General features: G+C 72.5%; 16 protein-coding genes. 3 read left to right on the top strand and 13 right to left on the bottom strand.

Translation table 11 applies throughout. The features are described 5' to 3' along the window. The 8 genes from FXF51_RS40170 to FXF51_RS40135 form a co-directional block, all read right to left on the bottom strand. Entirely contained in the window at positions 1 to 1,239 is a 1,239-nt protein-coding gene (locus FXF51_RS40170) for a CaiB/BaiF CoA transferase family protein (protein WP_148440010.1), read from the bottom strand. Beyond that, positions 1,232 to 2,350: a CapA family protein gene (locus FXF51_RS40165; protein ID WP_148440009.1), complete on the bottom strand. Its 1,119-nt coding sequence runs from the start codon at positions 2,348 to 2,350 to the stop codon at positions 1,232 to 1,234. The genes FXF51_RS40170 and FXF51_RS40165 overlap by 8 nt, the downstream gene beginning before the upstream one ends. Further along, positions 2,347 to 3,141: an amino acid ABC transporter ATP-binding protein gene (locus tag FXF51_RS40160; RefSeq protein WP_262380134.1), complete on the bottom strand. Its 795-nt coding sequence runs from the start codon at positions 3,139 to 3,141 to the stop codon at positions 2,347 to 2,349. Before FXF51_RS40160 ends, FXF51_RS40165 begins: the two co-directional genes overlap by 4 nt. Beyond that, the gene (locus tag FXF51_RS40155; RefSeq protein ID WP_262380133.1) at positions 3,138 to 4,010 is read right to left on the bottom strand and encodes an amino acid ABC transporter permease; all 873 of its coding nucleotides are present in this window, start codon (positions 4,008 to 4,010) and stop codon (positions 3,138 to 3,140) included. Before FXF51_RS40155 ends, FXF51_RS40160 begins: the two co-directional genes overlap by 4 nt. Before the next feature lie 14 nt (positions 4,011 to 4,024). Next, on the bottom strand, positions 4,025 to 4,918 hold the full coding sequence (locus tag FXF51_RS40150; protein WP_262380132.1) for a transporter substrate-binding domain-containing protein: 894 nt from the start codon (positions 4,916 to 4,918) through the stop codon (positions 4,025 to 4,027). Positions 4,919 to 5,046: 128 nt separating this feature from the next. After that, positions 5,047 to 5,970: a PaaX family transcriptional regulator C-terminal domain-containing protein gene (locus tag FXF51_RS40145; RefSeq protein WP_148440007.1), complete on the bottom strand. Its 924-nt coding sequence runs from the start codon at positions 5,968 to 5,970 to the stop codon at positions 5,047 to 5,049. A gap of 58 nt (positions 5,971 to 6,028) precedes the next feature. Next, entirely contained in the window at positions 6,029 to 7,252 is a 1,224-nt protein-coding gene (locus FXF51_RS40140) for a cytochrome P450 (protein ID WP_148440006.1), read from the bottom strand. Next, positions 7,249 to 8,472 (bottom strand): cytochrome P450, encoded by a 1,224-nt coding sequence (locus FXF51_RS40135; RefSeq protein ID WP_148440005.1) that lies wholly within the window; start codon positions 8,470 to 8,472, stop codon positions 7,249 to 7,251. Before FXF51_RS40135 ends, FXF51_RS40140 begins: the two co-directional genes overlap by 4 nt. 203 nt (positions 8,473 to 8,675) lie before the next feature. Here FXF51_RS40135 and FXF51_RS40130 point away from each other — a divergent pair, with 203 nt between their 5' ends. Further along, on the top strand, positions 8,676 to 9,965 hold the full coding sequence (locus tag FXF51_RS40130) for a M20 family metallopeptidase (RefSeq protein WP_222871660.1): 1,290 nt from the start codon (positions 8,676 to 8,678) through the stop codon (positions 9,963 to 9,965). A 52-nt stretch (positions 9,966 to 10,017) separates the two neighbouring features. Here the strand turns inward: FXF51_RS40130 and FXF51_RS40125 are convergent, their stop codons facing one another. After that, a complete protein-coding gene (locus FXF51_RS40125; protein WP_187414830.1) occupies positions 10,018 to 12,738 on the bottom strand; it encodes an RING finger family 4 domain-containing protein in 2,721 nt (906 codons plus the stop codon). Between the two features lie 261 nt (positions 12,739 to 12,999). Between FXF51_RS40125 and FXF51_RS61220 the strand changes: the two genes are divergently transcribed. Then, positions 13,000 to 13,971: a hypothetical protein gene (locus tag FXF51_RS61220; protein WP_187414829.1), complete on the top strand. Its 972-nt coding sequence runs from the start codon at positions 13,000 to 13,002 to the stop codon at positions 13,969 to 13,971. Positions 13,972 to 14,213: 242 nt separating this feature from the next. Here FXF51_RS61220 and FXF51_RS40115 read toward each other — a convergent pair whose 3' ends face one another. From FXF51_RS40115 to FXF51_RS40100, 4 genes are all read right to left on the bottom strand, one after another. Then, positions 14,214 to 14,759, bottom strand: coding sequence for a GNAT family N-acetyltransferase (locus FXF51_RS40115; RefSeq protein ID WP_148440001.1), 546 nt, complete (start codon positions 14,757 to 14,759; stop codon positions 14,214 to 14,216). 89 nt (positions 14,760 to 14,848) lie between these two features. Then, positions 14,849 to 15,364 carry a hypothetical protein gene (locus FXF51_RS40110; RefSeq protein ID WP_222871659.1) on the bottom strand — a complete coding sequence of 172 codons (516 nt, stop codon included), beginning with the start codon at positions 15,362 to 15,364 and terminating at the stop codon, positions 14,849 to 14,851. Beyond that, complete coding sequence (locus tag FXF51_RS40105) at positions 15,354 to 15,782, bottom strand: MarR family winged helix-turn-helix transcriptional regulator (RefSeq protein ID WP_148440000.1); 429 nt, start codon at positions 15,780 to 15,782, stop codon at positions 15,354 to 15,356. The genes FXF51_RS40110 and FXF51_RS40105 overlap by 11 nt, the downstream gene beginning before the upstream one ends. 160 nt (positions 15,783 to 15,942) lie before the next feature. Further along, the gene (locus FXF51_RS40100; protein ID WP_148439999.1) at positions 15,943 to 16,542 is read right to left on the bottom strand and encodes a DUF1707 domain-containing protein; all 600 of its coding nucleotides are present in this window, start codon (positions 16,540 to 16,542) and stop codon (positions 15,943 to 15,945) included. A gap of 105 nt (positions 16,543 to 16,647) precedes the next feature. Between FXF51_RS40100 and FXF51_RS40095 the strand changes: the two genes are divergently transcribed. Beyond that, positions 16,648 to 17,937 carry a hypothetical protein gene (locus tag FXF51_RS40095; protein ID WP_148439998.1) on the top strand — a complete coding sequence of 430 codons (1,290 nt, stop codon included), beginning with the start codon at positions 16,648 to 16,650 and terminating at the stop codon, positions 17,935 to 17,937. Positions 17,938 to 17,959: the final 22 nt, after the last annotated feature.

The following is a 17,959-nucleotide window of genomic DNA, read 5'->3' as shown; positions in this document are numbered from 1 at the left end:
TCAGATCACCCCGTCCTCGACCAGCCCCTTCAGCTCCTCGTCGGTGTAACCGAGCAACCCGCCGTAGATCTCGGCATTGTGCTCCCCCAGCCCAGGCGCGGGCCCGTCGAGCGCGGCCTCGGCGGCCGAGAAGCGGATCGGCACGCCGGTCCCCACCAGCCCCGCCACGTCCCCGTGACGCGGATGCTCCAGCGGCACCACCTCAGCCCGTTCGAGCACGAGCGGGTCGCGTACGGCCGCGACGGGGTCGCGGACCTCCGCCGCGGGCACCCCGTGCCGGGCGAGGAGGCCGAGGACCTCGGCGAGCGGCCGGTCGGCGGCCCAGTCCGCGACCATCGCGTGCAGCCGGTCGGCGCCCGCCACGCGGGCGTCGCGGGTGGCGAAGCGCGGATCGCCGGCGAGTCCCGGCCGGTCCATGGCGGCGAACAGGCCGTGGGCGAAGGCGTCGGTCGGCCCGCACAGCGCGAACCAGCCGTCCGCCGCCGGGAACGTGCCGAACGGCGCCAGCCTGGGCACGGTGGTGCCGGTGCGGGCGGGCAGGCCGAGCCGTTCGTAGGCGTCGAACGGCTCGCAGGCGACCAGCGAGGTGAGCGCGCCCAGCATGGAGACGTCCACGTGCTGCCCGCGTCCGGTGGCGTCGGCCTGGAGGACGGCGGCCAGCGTGCCGATCACCGCGTAGAGCGGCGCGACCAGGTCGCCGACGGGCAGTCCGAACCGGACGGGCGGCTCGCCGGGCGCGCCAGCGGTCATCATCACGCCGCTGAGCGCCTGAACGATGGTGTCCATCGCCTTGCCCGAGCCGGGCCCGCCCTGCGCGCCGAAGCCGCTGATGGAGGTGCACACGATGCGGGGGTTGATCGCGGACGCCCAGTCGTGGCCGATACCGAGCCGTTCCGTGACGCCCGCGCTGTAGTTGTCGACCAGGACGTCGGCGTTGCGCACCAGCCCCGCCAGCAGGTCGCGGGCCTTCGGATGCTTGAGGTTGAGGGTGACGCCGTGCTTGCCGCGTCCGCGCAGCAGCATCGACACCGACATGTCGTCCGGCTCGCGGCGGAGCGTGGTGAGGCCGTCCGCGCCGACGTACGGCGAGTTGCCGCGCGAGCTGTCGCCGCCGGTCAGCGGGTTCTCCACCTTGATGACGCGGGCGCCGAGCCCCGCCAGCAGCAGCGTGGCGTACGGCCCGGCCAGCGCGGTCGTCAGGTCGATCACCGTGCGCCCGGTCAGCGGTCCCTCAGCCACGCAGCACCACCTCGCCGCCCTCCCAGCCGAACTCCGCCGCCAGGCCCGCCCGGCGGGTGATGTCCTCGATGTACGCGGCCACCCGCCGCCCTTCCCCGCAGTCGCCGAGCGGTGTGGGACGGCCGGCGTCGTCGATCCAGCACGGCACGAACCCGGCCGAGACGAGCCCGTCGCGGTCGAAGCGGCAGACGGCGACGGCGGTGTTCCTGCTCTCGGGATGGAAAGGGTAGAACGGCATGCCGGGATCGGGGGCGAAACCGTACAGCTCCTTGCGGCGGCGCGCCCAGTCGGCCCGCTCCCCCGCGTCGCCGAGCGCCGGCGTCAGGGCGTGGGTGACGGTGACGAAGTTTCCCAGACCGTGGTAGATCGGGCGGCCCCGGTACAGCTCGATGCCGCGCATGATGTGCGCGTGGTGGGCGAACACGGCGTGCGCGCCGGCGTCGATCGCGGCGCGGGCGACGGGCCTTTCGTACATGGCCAGCGCGGCAGGGGTGTGGCCGACGCCCTTGTGCAGCGAGACCAGCACGACGTCCGCCTCGACCGCCAGCGCTTCGACGTCGGCGGCCATGCGCTCCAGGTGGGCGGGGTCGGCGAAGGTGTAGACGGCGGGCGGGCCGCCGGGGCTGGCGTGGTCGAGCTCGTAGTGGGTGAGGACCTTGAGGTAGGCGCAGCCGGGCTTGCGGGAGGTGGCCCACGACTCGCGCGGGCCGACGCAGTTGTAGCTGAGCACGCCGACGCGCAGCCCGCCGCGCTCGACCAGGGCGGGCCTGCGGGCCTCGTCCAGGGTCAGGCCCGCGCCCGTGGTGACCAGCCCAGCCTCGGCCGCGTACTTGATCGTGTCGGCCACGCCCTGGTCGCCGGCGTCGTAGACGTGGTTGCCCGCGAGGGTCACGACGTGGAAGCCCGCCCCGGCGATGGCGGTGAGCGCGGCCGGGTCGGCGGGCGGCGCGGGGACGTCGGTACTGACCTGGGCTGTGGAGGTGCTGTGCGGCACTTCCACGTGGCCGATCACGACGTCGCCGCGCCGCAGGGTCTGCGCGGCGGGGGCGAAGAACGAGGCGGGGTCCGGCTCGTCCACGACCAGGTCGCCGACGGACATCACAGTGATCATCGGGCGTTCTCCTCCTCAAGCAGCCGCTCCTGCGAGAACCGCGACAGGAACGCGCGCAGGCGCGGTGACCCGGGCCGGTCGAAGATCTCCTCGGGCGTGCCGGTCTCGGCGACGCGCCCGTGCTCCATGAAGACGCAGCGGTCGGCCACCTCTCGGGCGAACGCCATCTCGTGCGTCACAATGATCATGGTCATGCCTCCTGCGGCCAGGTCGCGGACGACGCTCAGCACCTCGTCCACCAGCTCGGGGTCCAGCGCGCTGGTCGGCTCGTCGAACAGCATGATCTGCGGCTCGGTGGCCAGGGCGCGGGCGATCGCGACCCGCTGCTGCTGCCCGCCGGACAACTGCCGGGGGTAGGCCTCCGCCTTGCCCGCCAGCCCCACCCGCTCCAGCAGCCGCAGCGCCTCCTCGCGCGCCTGCTCGGGCGCGCGGCCGTGCACGGCGACCTGCGCCTCGGTGAGGTTGCGCAGCACGCTCCAGTGCGCGAACAGGTTGAACTGCTGGAAGACCATGCCCATGCGGCCGCGCTGGGCCGCGACCCGCCGGTCCGGCAGGGGGCGCAGGTGGCCGCGATGGTGCTCGTAGCCGAGCAGCTCGCCGTCCAGGTACAGGGCGCCGCCGTCGATGCCTTCGAGCTGGTGGACGCAGCGGACCAGGGTGGACTTGCCCGACCCCGACGGGCCGATCACCGTGACGACCTCGCCCTCGTGCACGTCCAGGGTGACCCCGTCGAGCGCCGCCTGGTCGCCGAAGCGCTTGCGCACGTCGTGGACGCGCAGCACCGGGCTCATCGCTGCCCCCTTCCGTAGTGCCGCTCCAGGCGCCGCTGCCCGAGCGACAGGACGGTCACCACGGCCAGGTACCAGGCGCAGGCGACGATGAGCAGCGGCACGATCTGGTAGGTCCTGTTGTAGATCACCTGCACGGAGTAGAGCAGGTCGGCCATGGCGATCACGCTGACCAGCGAGGTGCCCTTGAGCAGGCTGATGAACTGGCTGCCGGTCGGCGGGATGATCACCCGCATGGCCTGCGGCAGCACGACCTTCAGGAAGCTCTGGCGCGTGGTGAAGCCCATGGCGCGGGCCGCGTCGCGCTGGCCGCCGTCCACGGCGAGGATCCCGGCCCTGACGATCTCGGCCATGTACGCCGCCTCGTGCAGCGTGAGCCCGAGTACGGCGGCGGTCAGGGAGCTGATCACGGCGTTGGTCGGCCACGAGGCGAAGGTCGGCCCGAACGGGACGCCGAGCGAGACGCGCGGCAGCAGGTAGCCGAGGTTGAACCAGAAGATGAGCTGGACCAGCGGCGGGATGCCGCGGAACACCGCCACGTAGACGCCGCACGCCCAGGCGACCGGCTTGAATCCGCCGAGCCGCCCGGCCGCGAGCAGCACGCCCAGTCCGCTGCCCAGTGTCATGGCGATGACGGTGAGCAGCAGCGACATGCCGAGCCCCGCGAGGATGTGCGGGTCGAGCAGGTACTCGGCGACGACCGGCCACTCGAAGCGCGGGTTGGTGAGGAGGAACCAGCCGAGCTGGGCGGCGAGCACGAGCAGGACGGCTCCGGCCAGCCAGCGCAGCGGGCGCACCCGCGGGCGGGCGGCGGCCACGTCGGCGAGCCCGCCCACCTCGGCAGGCCCGCGCACATCGGCGAGTCCGCTCACGTCGGCGGGCCTGCTCATTGGGCCGCCGCGGTGTTCAGCTTCGGCTCGTCCACGGCCACGTTCTTCAGGCCGTACTTGTCCACGATCCGCTGGTACTCGCCGTTCTTGAAGATCTCCTTGAACGCCTCCAGCATGACCGGCCCCAGCCCGCCGGCCTTGGGCACGAGCAGGGCGAGCTGGTCGATGCCCGCCCCCTGCTCGTCGGTCTGCGTCACGTACGTGAAGGCGTCCTTCTCCTTGGCCATCGCGTCGATCGCGGCGCTCTCGGTCATGCCGGCGGCGTCCGCGCGGCCCGACTTGGCGGCCAGGATGGTGCCGTTGGTGTCGGCCAGGCCGATGAAGGTCAGCGCGGCCTTGCCCTGCTGGGCGCACCACTCGCTGAGGCGCTTGGCCTGGTCCTCCACGACGCTGCCCGCCGTCCCGGCGACGCGCTTGCCGCACAGGTCTGCGGAGCTTGCGACGGCGGCGGAGCCGGACTTGGGGATGAGGTACGAGGTGCGGCTGACCATCCAGACGATGGCGTCGAACTGCTTCTCGCGCTCGGCGGTGTCCTTGACGGGGCCGTTGAAGGCGTCGTAGCGGGAGGCCAGCATGCCGGACAGCGCGGCGGGCAGGCCGTTGACGATCGAGATCTCGGTGCGGACGCCCAGGACCTTGCCGAGGGCGTCCTGCAGCTCCTTGTCGATGCCGGTGACGGTCTTGCCGTCGTCGGCGACGATCCGGTAGGGCGGGTGGGAATCCCCGGCGAATCGGATGACGCCCGCCTCCTTGATGGCCTCGGGTAGGCGGCCGGACAGGGCTGTTCCGCCGGCCGCTCCGGCCGGGTCGCCGCCGGTTCCACCGCAGGCCACGGCGGTGGTGAGGGTCAGGGCCGCAGTGGCCGCGCGGGTGATCCTTGGCAATCTCATGATGGTCCTCCCGCGACCCGCCAATGATGCAGGTTTGGTTGCGATCGACGGTTTAAATGTCACATCTACGACTGCACTCATGTCAAGGGGTCGCGGTGCGAAAGGGAGGCGGCGCGTGGCCGGGGAGATCAGCGAGGGGCGAGCGGCAGGCCGGTGCGGTGGTGCGCCACCAGCTCGGCCAGGGCCGGCTCGAACTCGCCGACGATCTGCTTGACGCGGAACTCGGCGAGCGGGCCGAGGGTGTCGTAGATCTCGACGAACACGTCCCTGGCCGCGCTCCTGGGCCAGCCGCCGGGCAGCAGCTCGGCGGGCAGGTCGGGGTCGTGGTTGGGGAACGTGCGCCAGGTGTCCATGATCCCCGTACGCGCCACCAGGGCCTCCGACGCGCCCACGGTGCCGTTGCGCACGCGGGTCAGCAGCGGCGCGTACTGCGCCGCGAAGTCCTCGTAGGTACGGCGGAGCTGGTCGAAGTCCCACGCCTCCTGCGGCGCCCGGAAGCCGGGAAGGTCCAGCGCGCGGGCCAGGAACACGGTGGCGACGGGCACCCCCAGCTCCGTGAGCACCGCGGCCGCGGCATCGGCCTCGGCGGTGGGCGAGACCCACAAGCCGTCGTACAGCGGGGCGAAGCCGAGCCAGCGCAGCCGGGAGCGCAGCGCGTGACGCAGGTCGCGCTGCTCCTCGGAGACGGAGAACGCGGCCACCACCCACGTGCCGTCCCAGGCGCCCTGGGCCAGGCCGAAGGACATGATCCGCTTCCGTCCGTCCTCCAGCACGTCGGCGGCCCGATCGGTCAGCCGGTAGTAGGTGCGCCGCCCCACTTTGGACGACTCCAGCAGCTCCCTGCGGGCCAGCCGCGACAGCGCGGCCCTGGCGGCCACGGCGGACACGCCGAACTCCCCTGCCAGCCGCACCAGCGCCGCCGACGGCAACTGCTCGGACCGGCTGATCCAGTAGTCGCCCAGCAGCGTCGTGATCAGGTGTTGCGGGGGCGCGCCCGCCTGGAAGCGGGGAAGATCGACGTCACCCGCGTCGGCCCACGCGCCGTCAGTCACTGTAGGAGTATAAGCATTACGCTTCCGCATACCCATGCAATCGATTCGTCGTGCGTTCTCAGGCGGGCCGCAGCCGTACCGGAACCGAGACCGCGCCGATCTCGGGCATGCGCGCGCTCTCGATCGGCCCGCTCACCTCGATCGCCGACGCGCGCCGCAGCAGCTCCTCCAGCGCGATCCGCATCGACAGCCGGGCCAGCGGCATGCCCGCGCAGGCGTGCCTGCCGCGGCCGAAGGCCAGGTGCGCGGCGATGTTGGGGCGTCCCAGGTCGAACGTGTCCGGGTCGGGGAAGACCGCGGCGTCCCGGTTGGCCGAGGCGTAGACGAGCGTCACCGGCTCGCCTGGGCGGACCAGCCGCCCGTGCAACTCGATCTCCCCGCTGACGGTGCGGGCGAAGCCCCGGTAGGGCGTGTACAGCCGCAGGAACTCCTCCAGCGCGGCAGGCAGCAGCTCGGGGCGGGCGCGCAGCTCGGCCTGCAGCTCCTGATGCCGCGACAGGTGCACGCAGATGGAGCCGAGCAGGATGGGCGGCGCGACCATGCCCACGACCAGGCACTGCCGCAGCGCGCCGACGATGTGCTCCTCCTCCAGGGGCCGCCCTTCCGGGCGTTCGGCCAGCAGCGAGCTGGCCGGGTCCTCCTCGACCGGACGCGGGCGCAGGCGCCGGTCGCGGACCAGGTCGCGGGCCATGGCGTACATGCGCTCGCTGGTCTCGTTGACCACGTCCCGGTCCAGGGAACGCCAGGCCCGCACCCAGCGCGCGGCGGTGACGGCCAGCTCGGGGGCGAGTTCCGGATCGAGGTTCAGCCACTCGGTGGTGACCCAGGCGGGGAACTGGGCGCCGAACTCCTGCGCGACGTCGCCGCCGCCGCGTTCCAGGAGCGGGGTCAGCTCGCGTGCGGCATGCTCGCGCAGCCGCGGCTCCAGGCGGGCGACCCTGGCCCGCTGGAGGGTGCGGTCCAGAGCCCTGCGGTACGGCGTGTGGGCGGGCGCGTCGTAGTTGAGCGGCGGGCGGCGCAGGCCGCGCGGGTCGCTGGGCACGACGGCCCGGACGCTGGAGATGAACGTCACGGGGTCACCCGCGGCGGCGGCCACGTCGGCGTAGCGGGTCAGCGCCCAGAAGCCGCCGTACCTGCCGCTGCGGGCCACGGGGCAGGAGGCCCGCAGCCGGGCGTACGCCTCCAGGCTCTCCTCGGGCGAGCCGGCCTCGTCGGGATCGAAATCGTCGCCGGGGTCAAGGCCGGCGTCGGGGTGGGGGTCGGGGCCGGGAAGCTCCGTCATCGGGCCGCCGCCGTGAAGCGCATCGGCACGGAGTTGGTGCCCCACTCGGCCCAGCTCGCCATCCTGATCTCGCCGCTCACCTCGAACGCCGACGTCCGCGCCAGCGCCTCCTCCAGCGTCGTGACCAGCATCATGCGGGCCAGCGGCGCGCCGGGGCAGGTGTGCACGCCGCCGCCGAAGGCCAGGTGCCTGGCCAGGTTCGGGCGGTCGAACCGGAACGTCTCACCGTCGGGGAAGATCCGCTCGTCGCGGTTGGCGGAGGTGTACACCAGCGCGATCGGCTCGCCCGCCTTGATCAGCCTGCCGCCGAACACCACGTCCTGCCGCGCCGTCCTGGCCATGCCCCGGTAAGGACCGTACAGCCGCAGGAACTCCTCGACCGCCGCGGGGATGCGGGACGGGTCGGCGCGCAGCAGGCCGGCGAGGGCCGGATCGCCGCTCAGGTGCACGAACATGTTGCCGATGAACACGCTGGGCGCCACCATCCCGGTCACCAGCAACTGCCGGACGCAGCCCAGCACCATGTCGGGCGGCAGCGGCTCACCCTCGTACTCGGCCGTCATGAGGGCGCTGGTGAGGTCGTGACGCGGGTCCAGCGGGTGCGCGCGCCGCTCGTCGATCACCGCCTGCGCGATCTCGTACAGGCGGCGGCTCAGACGTACGACGCTATCTGTGTCGACAAGCTGAATAGCTGCTACATATGAGGCGCTGATCTCCTTGATCAGCTCTGCCAGATGGTTCGGCAGATTGAAGAACGCCGCGAACACATGCGCCGGGAACTTCTGCGCGTAGGCGACCGAGACGTCCCCCTCGCCGGCCTCGACCAGAGGCCGCAGCAGCCGCACGGCGCACTCGCGCACGCGCGGCTCCAGGGCGCTCATCCTGTCGCGGGTGAAGAAGCGGTTGATGACCCGGCGGTAGGCCGTGTGCTCCGGCGGGTCGAAGTGCAACGGCGGGCGGCGGCCCGTGAACGCGAACCTCGGCACCGTGTTCTGCACCGACGTGGTGAACAGGTCGCGGCCGTCGAGGACGCGCTTGACGTCCTCGTAGCGGAACAGCGCCCAGAACCCGCCGTCGTAGGTCGTGCTGTGCGCGACCGGGCACGACGAGCGCAGCTCCTTGTAGTGCTCGTGGGCGCTGGTGAAGGTCTCGGGCGCGCGGGGGTCGAAGTCGTGGGTGAGGTCACGGCCGGGGTCGGTGTCCTGGGGCGGCGTGGTCATCAGCACCCTTCCTCTGCGCTCACAGGGTCAACAGAGACTTCTCAGACATTAGACATTTATAGTTACGTACGTCAATCTCACTGCACGAGCGCCACAAGGTAGGGAACACCCCACCACCGATGGGCGGGTGGGCTGCAATGCGCCCCGCCGGCCAGTGCGGCATGGTCGGTGTCGACAGACTTCCTCGGATGGCTGGAGGAGCCGTGCCGAGTTCAGCGAACCGCGCCGTCAGCCGGCGCGCCGTACTGGGTGGCGCCATGGCCGGCATGGCCGGCGTGGCGGGAGGCGGACTGGGGCCGGCCTGGGCGGCGCAGGCCCATGACGTGCCAGGAAAAGGGGATCCGGTGGACGCCGTCGCGTCTCGGCTCGACAGGGACCTGATCGCGTTACGCCGTGACCTGCACCGCAACCCCGAGCTCCCGGGGCAGGAACGGCGGACCGCCGCGGTGGTCGCGCGGCGGCTGCGCGCGGCCGGTCTCGACGTCACCACGGGCGTCGGCGGGCACGGGGTGGTCGGGGTGCTCGAAGGCGCCCGTCACGGCCGTACGGTGGCCTATCGCGCGGACATGGACGCGGTGCCGCCGGGTGACCAGTGGGGAGGAGACGGGCAAGTCGCCCACTTGTGCGGGCACGACGTGCACACGGCCGTGGGCGTGGGGGTGGCGGAGGTGCTGGCGTGCCTGCGCGACCGGCTCGCCGGCGCGGTGATGTTCGTCTTCCAGCCCGCCGAGGAGTCGCTCTCCGGCGCCGCGGCGATGCTCGGCGACGGCGTGTTCGCCCGCGTCCGGCCGGTGGAGATCCATGCCCTGCACTGCGGCCCCTACCCGGTCGGCGAGTTCGCCGTCACGCCCGGGTACGGGTATCCCGGCCAGGACCACGGCGTCATCACGCTCACCGGTCCCGACGCGATGGAGCGGGCGCGGCGACTCGAAACCGATCTCGGCGCGCTCGGCACGGTGTCCCCTCCGGCCACTCCCGAGCAGCTCGAACAGCTCATGGCCGACGTGCAGACCCCGGACGGCCCGCTGAGCACGTTCGTCTTCATGCTGGCCCAGGCGTCGGACGCCGGAGGTCAGGCCGAGGTCCAGGTGTCCTACCGCTGCTGGCCGGAAGAGCGGTACGTGCAGGTCCGTGCGGACGTCGGCCGGCTCGCCCAGGCGCACGGCGCGACCGCGGTGTTCCCGGACGACCCGTTCCCCGCCATGATCTGCCCCGAACGGGAAGGCCGGCAGATCGAGCGATTCCTCCGGCAGGACGCAGGGCGCGACCGGGTGCACACGCTGCATGCCGCCGTCCCGTTCAGCGGGGAGGATTTCGGGCTGTTCCTGGATCTGCTCCCCGGCACGTACACGTTCCTCGGCGTCCGCGCACCCGGAGCCCCCGCCGAGACGAGTTTTCCGCACTTCGGCGCCTTCTCCCCGGATGAGCGGGCGATCGGCCACGGCGTCCGCGCGATGGCGCGCTGGCTGGCCGGTCGCACCGATCGCCGGTAGTGAGCACGCGGCGACGGGGTGCGGGCCGGGCGCGCTGACGATCCGCCTGCTCTCAGGAGCCCGGGGTCAGGCCGGACAGCAGGTCGGCCGCGTCCAGCAGGCGGGCCTCGCCGAGGGCGTACGGGTACAGCGCGTACGCCTGCGCCCCCGGCAGCTCGACGTCGCCCGACACCAGCGCGGCCAGCTCCACCTCGTCCAGCGGGCCGTCGAACGCGGGGGCGTCGGCGCGGGCGGCGAGCCGGGCCGCGAAGTCCGGCACGCCCTCGTCCGGACGGCGCTCGTACCGGGTCAGGGAGCCGTCGCGGCGGCGCACCACGACGTCGGCGGCACGGGCGGCGGCGTGCCAGCACCCGACCTCCCACATCGTCACCCGGTGCTCGAACGCGCTCTCCAGCGCCCCGCCCAGCGCGGCCAGCTCGTCGGCGCTGCCCGCCACGTTGTGGCCGTAGCCGGCGGCCGACAGGTTGAGGTCGGCCCAGCGCATCGTCCGCGTCCAGAGGTCGGCCACCAGCGGCACCAGGATCTTCGCCGTGCCCGCCAGATTGAACCGCTGGCGCACCGCCACCGGGTCGAACAGGCCCCGCGGGCGCTCCATGAAGCCGGCGAAGCCGCGGACGAGCTCGTCGAACGGCACGTCGTTGTAGCTGAACACGACCGGCACCAGATAGCGGGCCCGCAGGTTGCGCACGTTCACGTCGATGAACTCGGACGCGCCGAGCGGCACGGGGGCCGAGGTCAGGTCGCCGGAGTGGGTGAGGCTGTTGCCCAGCCGCAGCCGGGTGTAGTCGCACAGGCCCGCGAACCTCCAGCCGTCGTCGTAGACGGCCACCGAGAGGTCCAGGTCCACCCGGGTGCCCGGCGGCTCGGCCCAGTGCAGGAAGAAGCGGAGCTGGTCGGCCTTGGGGATGGGCTGGACGCTGCCCCTGACGAGCCGGACCAGGGCCGCGCTCGCCGCCCGTTCGGACGTGGGCGCGACCAGGTCGGCGAGCCCCTCGTCCAGCAGCGCCCGGCGCAGCGACGGCAGCTCGCCTGCCCGGCGCAGCAGCTCTTCGGTCAGGACGCGTTCGGCGGTCAGCACCACCTCGTCGGGCAGCGCCGGCCGGTTGTCGGGGACCGTCCACATGCGTGCGGCGCCACCCCTGGGCAGGAACAGCCGCGCCCCGCCGGGCGGTGTCCTGACCTGCCCGAGCACGGCCAGCAGCACCCCGGGCGCGACGCCGCGCACGGCCTTCTCCAGCACACCCAGCGGATCCACCCCGGCCGCCTCCGGCAACCCGGCCTCGCCGCGCGCCGCCGGAGACCCGTGTTCGCCATGCGGCCAGGCCTCGCCGGGTGCTCCCAGTGGCGCGACTTCCCCCGGCGCGACGGCGGGCGTCATCGGGGCGGCGCCGGTCTTCACCCTCTGCCCCGTCCCCGCCATCACCCGCACCGGCGGCGGCCCTGACGGGACGGGCGCGTACGTCAGGCGCAGCACATGGGACAACCGGCGCAACAGCTCCCCGGGGCGGCGGCTCAGCAGGGCGGTGGCCTCGGCGTGACGTCCTTCGGCGAGCGCCTGCTCCACCCGGCTCGCGAACGTCCGCACCCGCACCCGCCCGTCCCGCACCTCCACGTCACGATGCCCGTCGGCGCGGGCGAGCAGAGCGCGGCCGAAGGGTGTGGCGGGGTCGAGCCGGGTGCCGCGCAGCGCGGCGAACGCCAGCGCCGCCTCGGGGAAGCGCGCCTGGTGCTCGTGCGGGTGCAGCACCTCGGCCAGGTGCTTCCACTGCTCGCGGTACCGCAGCAGGTCTTCGAGCAGGTACGGCAGCGCGTCCAGGCGCGCCAGCACCGCCCGCCGCACCGCCCTGGGCAGCGACCGGCGGCGCTCGGGCGCGACCCGCAACCCTGGATCGGCGTCCATCAGCGCGTACAGCACGCGCAGCACGTCGGTCGCGGTGCCGGTGTGCCGGTCGAGCAGCTCGTGGTCCGCGCCCTTGCGCAGCGCCCACGCCACCACGGCGGCGAGCGTCTCCTTGACCGGGATCGGCTCTGCCAGCCACGAGAGCGACCGCGGCCACTGATCCTCCAGCAGCCGCTCCAGGTCGGCGCGCTCGTGCGGCGGCATCGGCGTGCGCCGCGCCAGCAGCTCCGCGGCCAGCTCGCGGCACGTGCCGGACGGGTCGGCGCACAGCCGCAGCAGGACGGTGGTCGTCACCGCGTCCCTGGTCGGTGTGATCTCGCGCTCCGACGGGACGAGGAAGGGGTCGTCTGGGTCGATGCGGCGGTGGCAGATCGGGCAGGCGCTGAAGTCGGAGCCGTCCCAGCAGGTGCGGCACACGAGGTGCGCGCATGGCGAGACCGGGTGCACGACGCCGGACTCGCCGCACAGCACGCAGGGCCGCTGTGGGTTCTGGAGGAGCAGGGCGAAGACGCGGCGTACGTAGAAGTTCGTCGTGTCGGCAGGCACGCTTTCCGGAAATTTCCGGAACAGGGGGACGTGGGAGTCGTTGACTCCCAGCTCCTCGCGCAGGCCGTGCAGCAGCCGCCGTCCCACGATCGTCAGGTCCGTCACGCTCAGCCCGCACAGCTCCCTGTACAGCTCCCCGGACACCACGAACCCGAGCTGCAGCAGCTCGAACTCCAGCGCCGCGACCCCCGACGGCACGTCCGCCGGCACCATGCCGAGCCTCCTGGGCAGCTTGCCGACCGGCAGCGGCAGGCGGCGGCCGGTGGCCAGCAAACCGGGCGCGACCAGCCTGCGGCGTCGCAGCAGAACCTCACCGGAACCGTTCACCACACCCCCGGAAATCGTCGAAGGCCGCGCGGGAGAATCCGCGCGGCCTGCTCGTGACGGAGAGCGGGCACGCTGTTCATTCTGGAAAGGAAAGAGAAGGAAGCACACCCAGGAGCCGTCTGATCGGCACTTTACTGGCTCGGCCCAGGAAATGCCGCACATTTCCGCCTTGCGCCCTTCCGTGACCTTCGCGCGACCGCCCGCCGCTCGTGCGCGCCTGCCGCGCCGGAACGTCCGGTCCGGCCCGTTCGTCGTCATTGCGTGACCCTCTTCTCCGGGCTTGACGATCGGCTGCGCGAGGCGGCCGCCAGAATGCACCGCGCCGAGCACGTCCGGCGCCTGCGTGAGACCACCGCGCAACAGATCGAGGACGTCCGCAGCACCTTGGAGGAGCTGGAGGCCGAGCTGGCCAAGGAGGAGCGTGACGTCGCCCGGCTGGAGGGCGGGCTGTCCGCCGTCCTGGCCCGCCTGCTGGGCAACCGTGAGGAGCGGATGGAGCGCGAGCGCGCCGAGGCGGTGGTGGCCAGGCAACGCGTGGACGGTCACCGGGCCCGGCTGGCGCAGCTCGAAGCCGACGCGGCGGCGGCCGCCGCCGAGCTCGCCGTGCTCGACCCCGCGTCCCGGGAGTATGCCCGGCTGCTGGCCGAGAAGGAGCAGCAGCTCATCCGGGGCGGCGGCCCTGGTGCGCGCGAGCTGGCCGACCTCGGCGCCGCGCTCGACCGGTTGAGCGCGGACCTGCGCGAGTGCGAGGAGGCCCGCCAGGCGGGGCAGGGCGCGCACGAGGCGCTCGGCGTCGTGCTGCGCTTTCTCGGCTCCGCCAGGGACGCCTCCACCTTCGACGTGCTCGGCGGCGGCCTGATCGCCGACGCCTTCGAGCACGACAGGCTGACCAGCGCCGACAAGGCCGCCTGGCATGCCCAGCGAGCCTTGGACGTCTTCGCCCGCGAGCTGGCCGACACCGGAATCGCCGCCCGGCCGGTGATGCCGAAGGTGGACACGCGGTGGTTCGTGGACGCGTTCTTCGACAACATCATCAGCGATGTGCTCAAGCATCAGCGCATCGAGAAGACCAGGGCCGAGGTGAAGGATCTGGTGCGGTGGGTGCGCGAGACGGGGGCGTACCTGAAGGCGCGCCACCGCCAGTTGCTGGCCGAGCACTCGCAACTGATGATCAGGCGCAGGGAGCTGCTGCACCCCGCCCTGCCCCCGCCCTGCCCCCGAGCTGATCGCTAGGGCTGCCGGGCCGTACGACCCCGGTCGCAGACCGGGCGTGAGAGGTCATACCGAGGTCGCGCATCACTCTCCGCATTGAGGCCGTTGTCCGGACGGAGTCTCTCCGCCACGGTGATCAACATGACGGAAACCGTGTTTCTCCGCCTGTCCCCCGCGGAGCTCTCGGCCTTCGCGTCCGCCGTCATGCTGGCACTGGCCCGCTGGCTGCCACCCGCCGCGCGCCGGCCCGCGACCTGGGCCGTTCATCTGGTGCGCTCCCAGGTGAGCAGCGTGAAGGGGCCTTCTCTGCGCTGCCGGATGACCGGGGCGTCGCCGGTCAGGTGGAATCCCGCGGAGGCGGCGACTGCCTGGCTGCCTTCGTTCGCGGGTTCGATGCGGAGAAGGATCCGGGTCATGCCCCAGTGCTGGAAGCCGTGGCGAGTCATCAGCTCGACTGCCCGCTTGGCCAGGCCCTGCCGCCGGTACTGGGGGCCGATTCCGTAGGCGATCTCTCCTTCGCCCGGGTTTCCCGTAGGGCGGATGAGGACCTCTCCGCGTGGCCGATCGTCCTCGGCGGTGATGGCCAGATGGATGCCGCGCCTCTCCGCCATGGTCTGGTGGGCTCTGGCCAGGTATGCCGTGGCGGCGGCCACGTCGAAGGGAGAGCGGAGCGGGGTCCAGCGATCCATCTCTGGATCGTCGAAGAGCTGCACCATGACCGGCAGGTCCTCGTCCGTCCACTCACGTAACCGGAGGCCGAGCCCCCGCACCTCACGTGGTCGTAGCTCCGCTGGGCCGGTGTCGGGCATGGACGTCTCCTTGGGTCGTCGTTGCAGGCGCGCATCGCGAGCTGAAACTGTACCGGGGTTAGGTATGCGTGGAGAATTGGAGGGAGAGGTCATCCGTGTTCGGCGTGCCGCCCGTGGTCGGTGACCTGGGCATCGAACCAGGCGTGCAGCGCCTTGAGGAGTGCCGGGTCGGAGGTGGTGTAGGTGATCTGGGCCCCCGCGGCAGCCTCCGCGTAGCGGATGCCGATCCGGTCATGGCCCGCCTCTAGCTCGCGCAGGCCGGGCATCTCGCCGCCGTGGATGGAGGCGGGGTCGCCGTAGTCGCCCTCACTGAAAGCCGTCGCCTCGGCGGTCAGGTGCTCGCGGATCAGAGCGACCTGTTCGGCGTCGGCCGGGTCGTCGGAGGTGACGGTCTGCACGCCGCCGGTGGCGGCCTTGGCGAAGCGGTGCGTGGTGCGCTCCAGGTCGAACGGCATCACCGTCCGGCTCTTGGCCGCGATCTCGGTCAGCCGGGCGTCCGCCGCCTGCCGCTCGTTCCGGCTGATGAGCACGTACGCCGTCGCGGCGGCGACGACCAGGGCGAGCGCGGCGAGGAGCGCCTGGACGCGTCGATTCTCAAGTTTCATCGATGGCCTCCGTGAGGATGGTCAGGGCGCGCAGCACGTCGGCACGCTCCCCCTCGGGAACACGGTTCAGAACGGCGGAGAACCGCTCAGCTCTGGCCTCGGCCAGACGGGCGGCGGCCTTCACTCCGTGCGAGGTGAGTTCGACCAGCACGCCGCGCCCGTCATCGGGCGCGGGGGTGCGCTGGGCCCAGCCACGGTTGATGAGCTGCGTGACCAGCCGGCTGGTGGTGCTCTTCTCCAGCCGCAGCCGGTGCGCGAGCTCGCTCTGGCGCAACGCGCCGTCCCTGGCCAGCTCCCCCAGGGCATGCGCCTCCGAGGTCGGGATGGGCTGCCCGCACGGGGTCTGGTCCGGCTGGTGGAGACCGAAGGCCCGCACGAACCGGGCCACGGCCTCCTGGAGTTCGCGATCATCCGCCATGGTTCGACCATACAACCACATGGTTGTAGCGAACAACCAGATGCTCGCCTGTCGTGGGTGGCGACGAAGCGCGACCGGGCTGCCCGGCCGGGGAGCCCGGCGAGCGCACACCGCATCCGGCCAGGGCGGCCCGCCGCGGTGCGTCAGATCACAGGAGGTCTCAACGCCCTTGAAGGCGCCGCTGCTTCCGGCGTTCCCAGCTGTTGGGGTGCCGGATGACCACACCTCCCGCGCCTCCTGAGCCGGAGAGGCGGATCAGCGGCGTCCTGGGCAGGCGTTGCGGCGTGGTCTTGTCCTTGAAACCACCGATGCCCCCGTCCATGCGGGAGGTCTCCGCGGCCCAGCCGTCCGGGATGATGATCGTGATGCCGGCCATCTGTCCCTGTGCCTCGATCTGGATCTCGGGCAGCCGGCATTCGGTTTCGGTGAAGTCGAGCTTGACGGCGCCCATGCCGCCGTACACGGTGATGCGCCCGGGCACGTCCCAGCGGCCGGAACGTGTCAGACCGTGCATGCCGCCCTTGAGGACCAGCGGTTCCTGGTTCACCGGGACGTCCGGCGGCAGATCGGCGGTGAGAGGAGCCAGATCCGCGTACGTCTTGGCGTTCAGCGCCAGCCCCAGCCGCACGTCCAGCTCGCCGAGGTCGATCCGGCCCTCGGCCGCCGCCGTGTTCAGCCGTTCTACCACTGCTTCGCGCTCGTCATGCGAGACGCGCCACTCGTCACGGCGGACAGGTTGTTCCGAAGGCCCAGCAGACATGTCCCCATGATACGGAGATATGGGGCTCGGCGAGGCTCCAGGCGGCGGCGCACGACCGCGCCGATCGGCGCTGAACCTTCCGGCGCCGGGCTCCGTCTGACTCTTGTGAGCCGGATCCTGCTCGTCCTCGTGCTGCTGGTCCTGGCCGGGTGCGGTGCCCCGGTGGAGCTACCGCGGGTCACCGAGCCCGCCCGCTCGGTCGAGGAGGTGGCGCACCGGCTGCGCGCGTTCGAGCTGCGCGGGGAGAGCCCGTATCCCGCGGTGGGTGATGTCTTCCAGTTGTGCCTGGGCACGATCGACACCCGGGCGCCCGCCGAGCCGCAGGCGTTCCCCGTCCTGGTCGCTCGGCTGAAGACCGACCCGCCCGTCCACGCGCGGTTCATGCTGATGCCGGACGCGTCGCGAGCGGCCCGCCTGGTGGCCCAGGCCGCAGGGACGGCTCGCGGCTGCGCGGGCACGGCGAGCGGCACCCTGGGCGAGGGGATGGACGCGGAGACGGCCGTGTCCGCCTTCGAGCGTGGCGGCTGGTCGGGCACGCAGGTCATCACCAGCGGGCGGGCCGGCAGCGATACCGACGACCCGTTCTTCTACAAGCCGTTCACCACGGGACAACTGGTGGTGCACCAGGGCGCGTGGGTCGTCGAGCTGGGGTGGCACCTCGGTGGCGGCTTCGGGTCCCCTGACTCCGGGTGGGCCGGGACGGGGCTGAAGGTCTCGGAGTCCGTGCTGGCCGTGGCCGACGGCGCCGTGACCGCGCCGCGCCCTCAGGACCGGCTGACCCGGGCGGTCCGCGCCCTGCCCGATCCCGGCGCGTACGGCGAGCGCGTGCAGGTCTGGCCGCAGCCTGGCAGGCCGCGCCAGTACCGGGAGAACGGGGATGGGCCGCCGATGAGCAACGACATGTCCTGCGGCACCTCGTCGTCCAGAGAGCAGGTGCCCGGGTTCGTGCCGTCCGTGGAGCGCTCGCTGCTGGGGGAGGTCGCCGTGCACGAGATGGTGTCCGTGGCCCGTGACGAGCAGCAGGCCGAGCAGGTGCGGAGGGGCTGGCTGCATGACGGGACGGGCTCCTCGGCGCCGGATCCCTGCGCCTATTCCGATCCGGGATTCGTCCACAGCGAGGAGACCGAGGCGAGGGGCGTCACGCCGTCGGTCACGGCCTTCCGGCACGGGGGGTGGACGGGAGAGATCGAGCGGTTCGCCGCCCGCCATCCGGAGGCGACCGCCGCGTCCGGCTATCGCGACTCCTATGCTCACGTGGCGGTCGCCGTGCGGAAGGGGGCGATCGCCGTGCACCTGCGGTGGCAGGGGCCGGGAGGGGTGGATCCGCGGCAGGCGTTCACGCGCGGCGAGTCGGCTCTGAAGCGCACACTGGACCGGCTCGCAGCAGTCGGCTGAGAGGGGCGGGACGACGACCCGC

The organism is Nonomuraea sp. PA05 (assembly GCF_008086045.1).
GTDB lineage: Bacteria > Actinomycetota > Actinomycetes > Streptosporangiales > Streptosporangiaceae > Nonomuraea > Nonomuraea monospora.
Note: the sequence above shows the minus strand (reverse complement) of the source record. Positions and strands in the feature narration are given on the sequence as shown.

Coding starts and splice junctions, on each gene's coding strand:
- FXF51_RS40165 (WP_148440009.1), bottom strand. CDS start 2,350: ATGATCACTGTGATGTCCGTCGGCGACCTGGTCGTGGACGAGCCGGAC.
- FXF51_RS40140 (WP_148440006.1), bottom strand. CDS start 7,252: ATGACGGAGCTTCCCGGCCCCGACCCCCACCCCGACGCCGGCCTTGAC.
- FXF51_RS40105 (WP_148440000.1), bottom strand. CDS start 15,782: ATGGCGGATGATCGCGAACTCCAGGAGGCCGTGGCCCGGTTCGTGCGG.
- FXF51_RS40135 (WP_148440005.1), bottom strand. CDS start 8,472: ATGACCACGCCGCCCCAGGACACCGACCCCGGCCGTGACCTCACCCAC.
- FXF51_RS40100 (WP_148439999.1), bottom strand. CDS start 16,542: ATGTCTGCTGGGCCTTCGGAACAACCTGTCCGCCGTGACGAGTGGCGC.
- FXF51_RS40115 (WP_148440001.1), bottom strand. CDS start 14,759: ATGCCCGACACCGGCCCAGCGGAGCTACGACCACGTGAGGTGCGGGGG.
- FXF51_RS40160 (WP_262380134.1), bottom strand. CDS start 3,141: ATGAGCCCGGTGCTGCGCGTCCACGACGTGCGCAAGCGCTTCGGCGAC.
- FXF51_RS40150 (WP_262380132.1), bottom strand. CDS start 4,918: ATGAGATTGCCAAGGATCACCCGCGCGGCCACTGCGGCCCTGACCCTC.
- FXF51_RS40110 (WP_222871659.1), bottom strand. CDS start 15,364: ATGAAACTTGAGAATCGACGCGTCCAGGCGCTCCTCGCCGCGCTCGCC.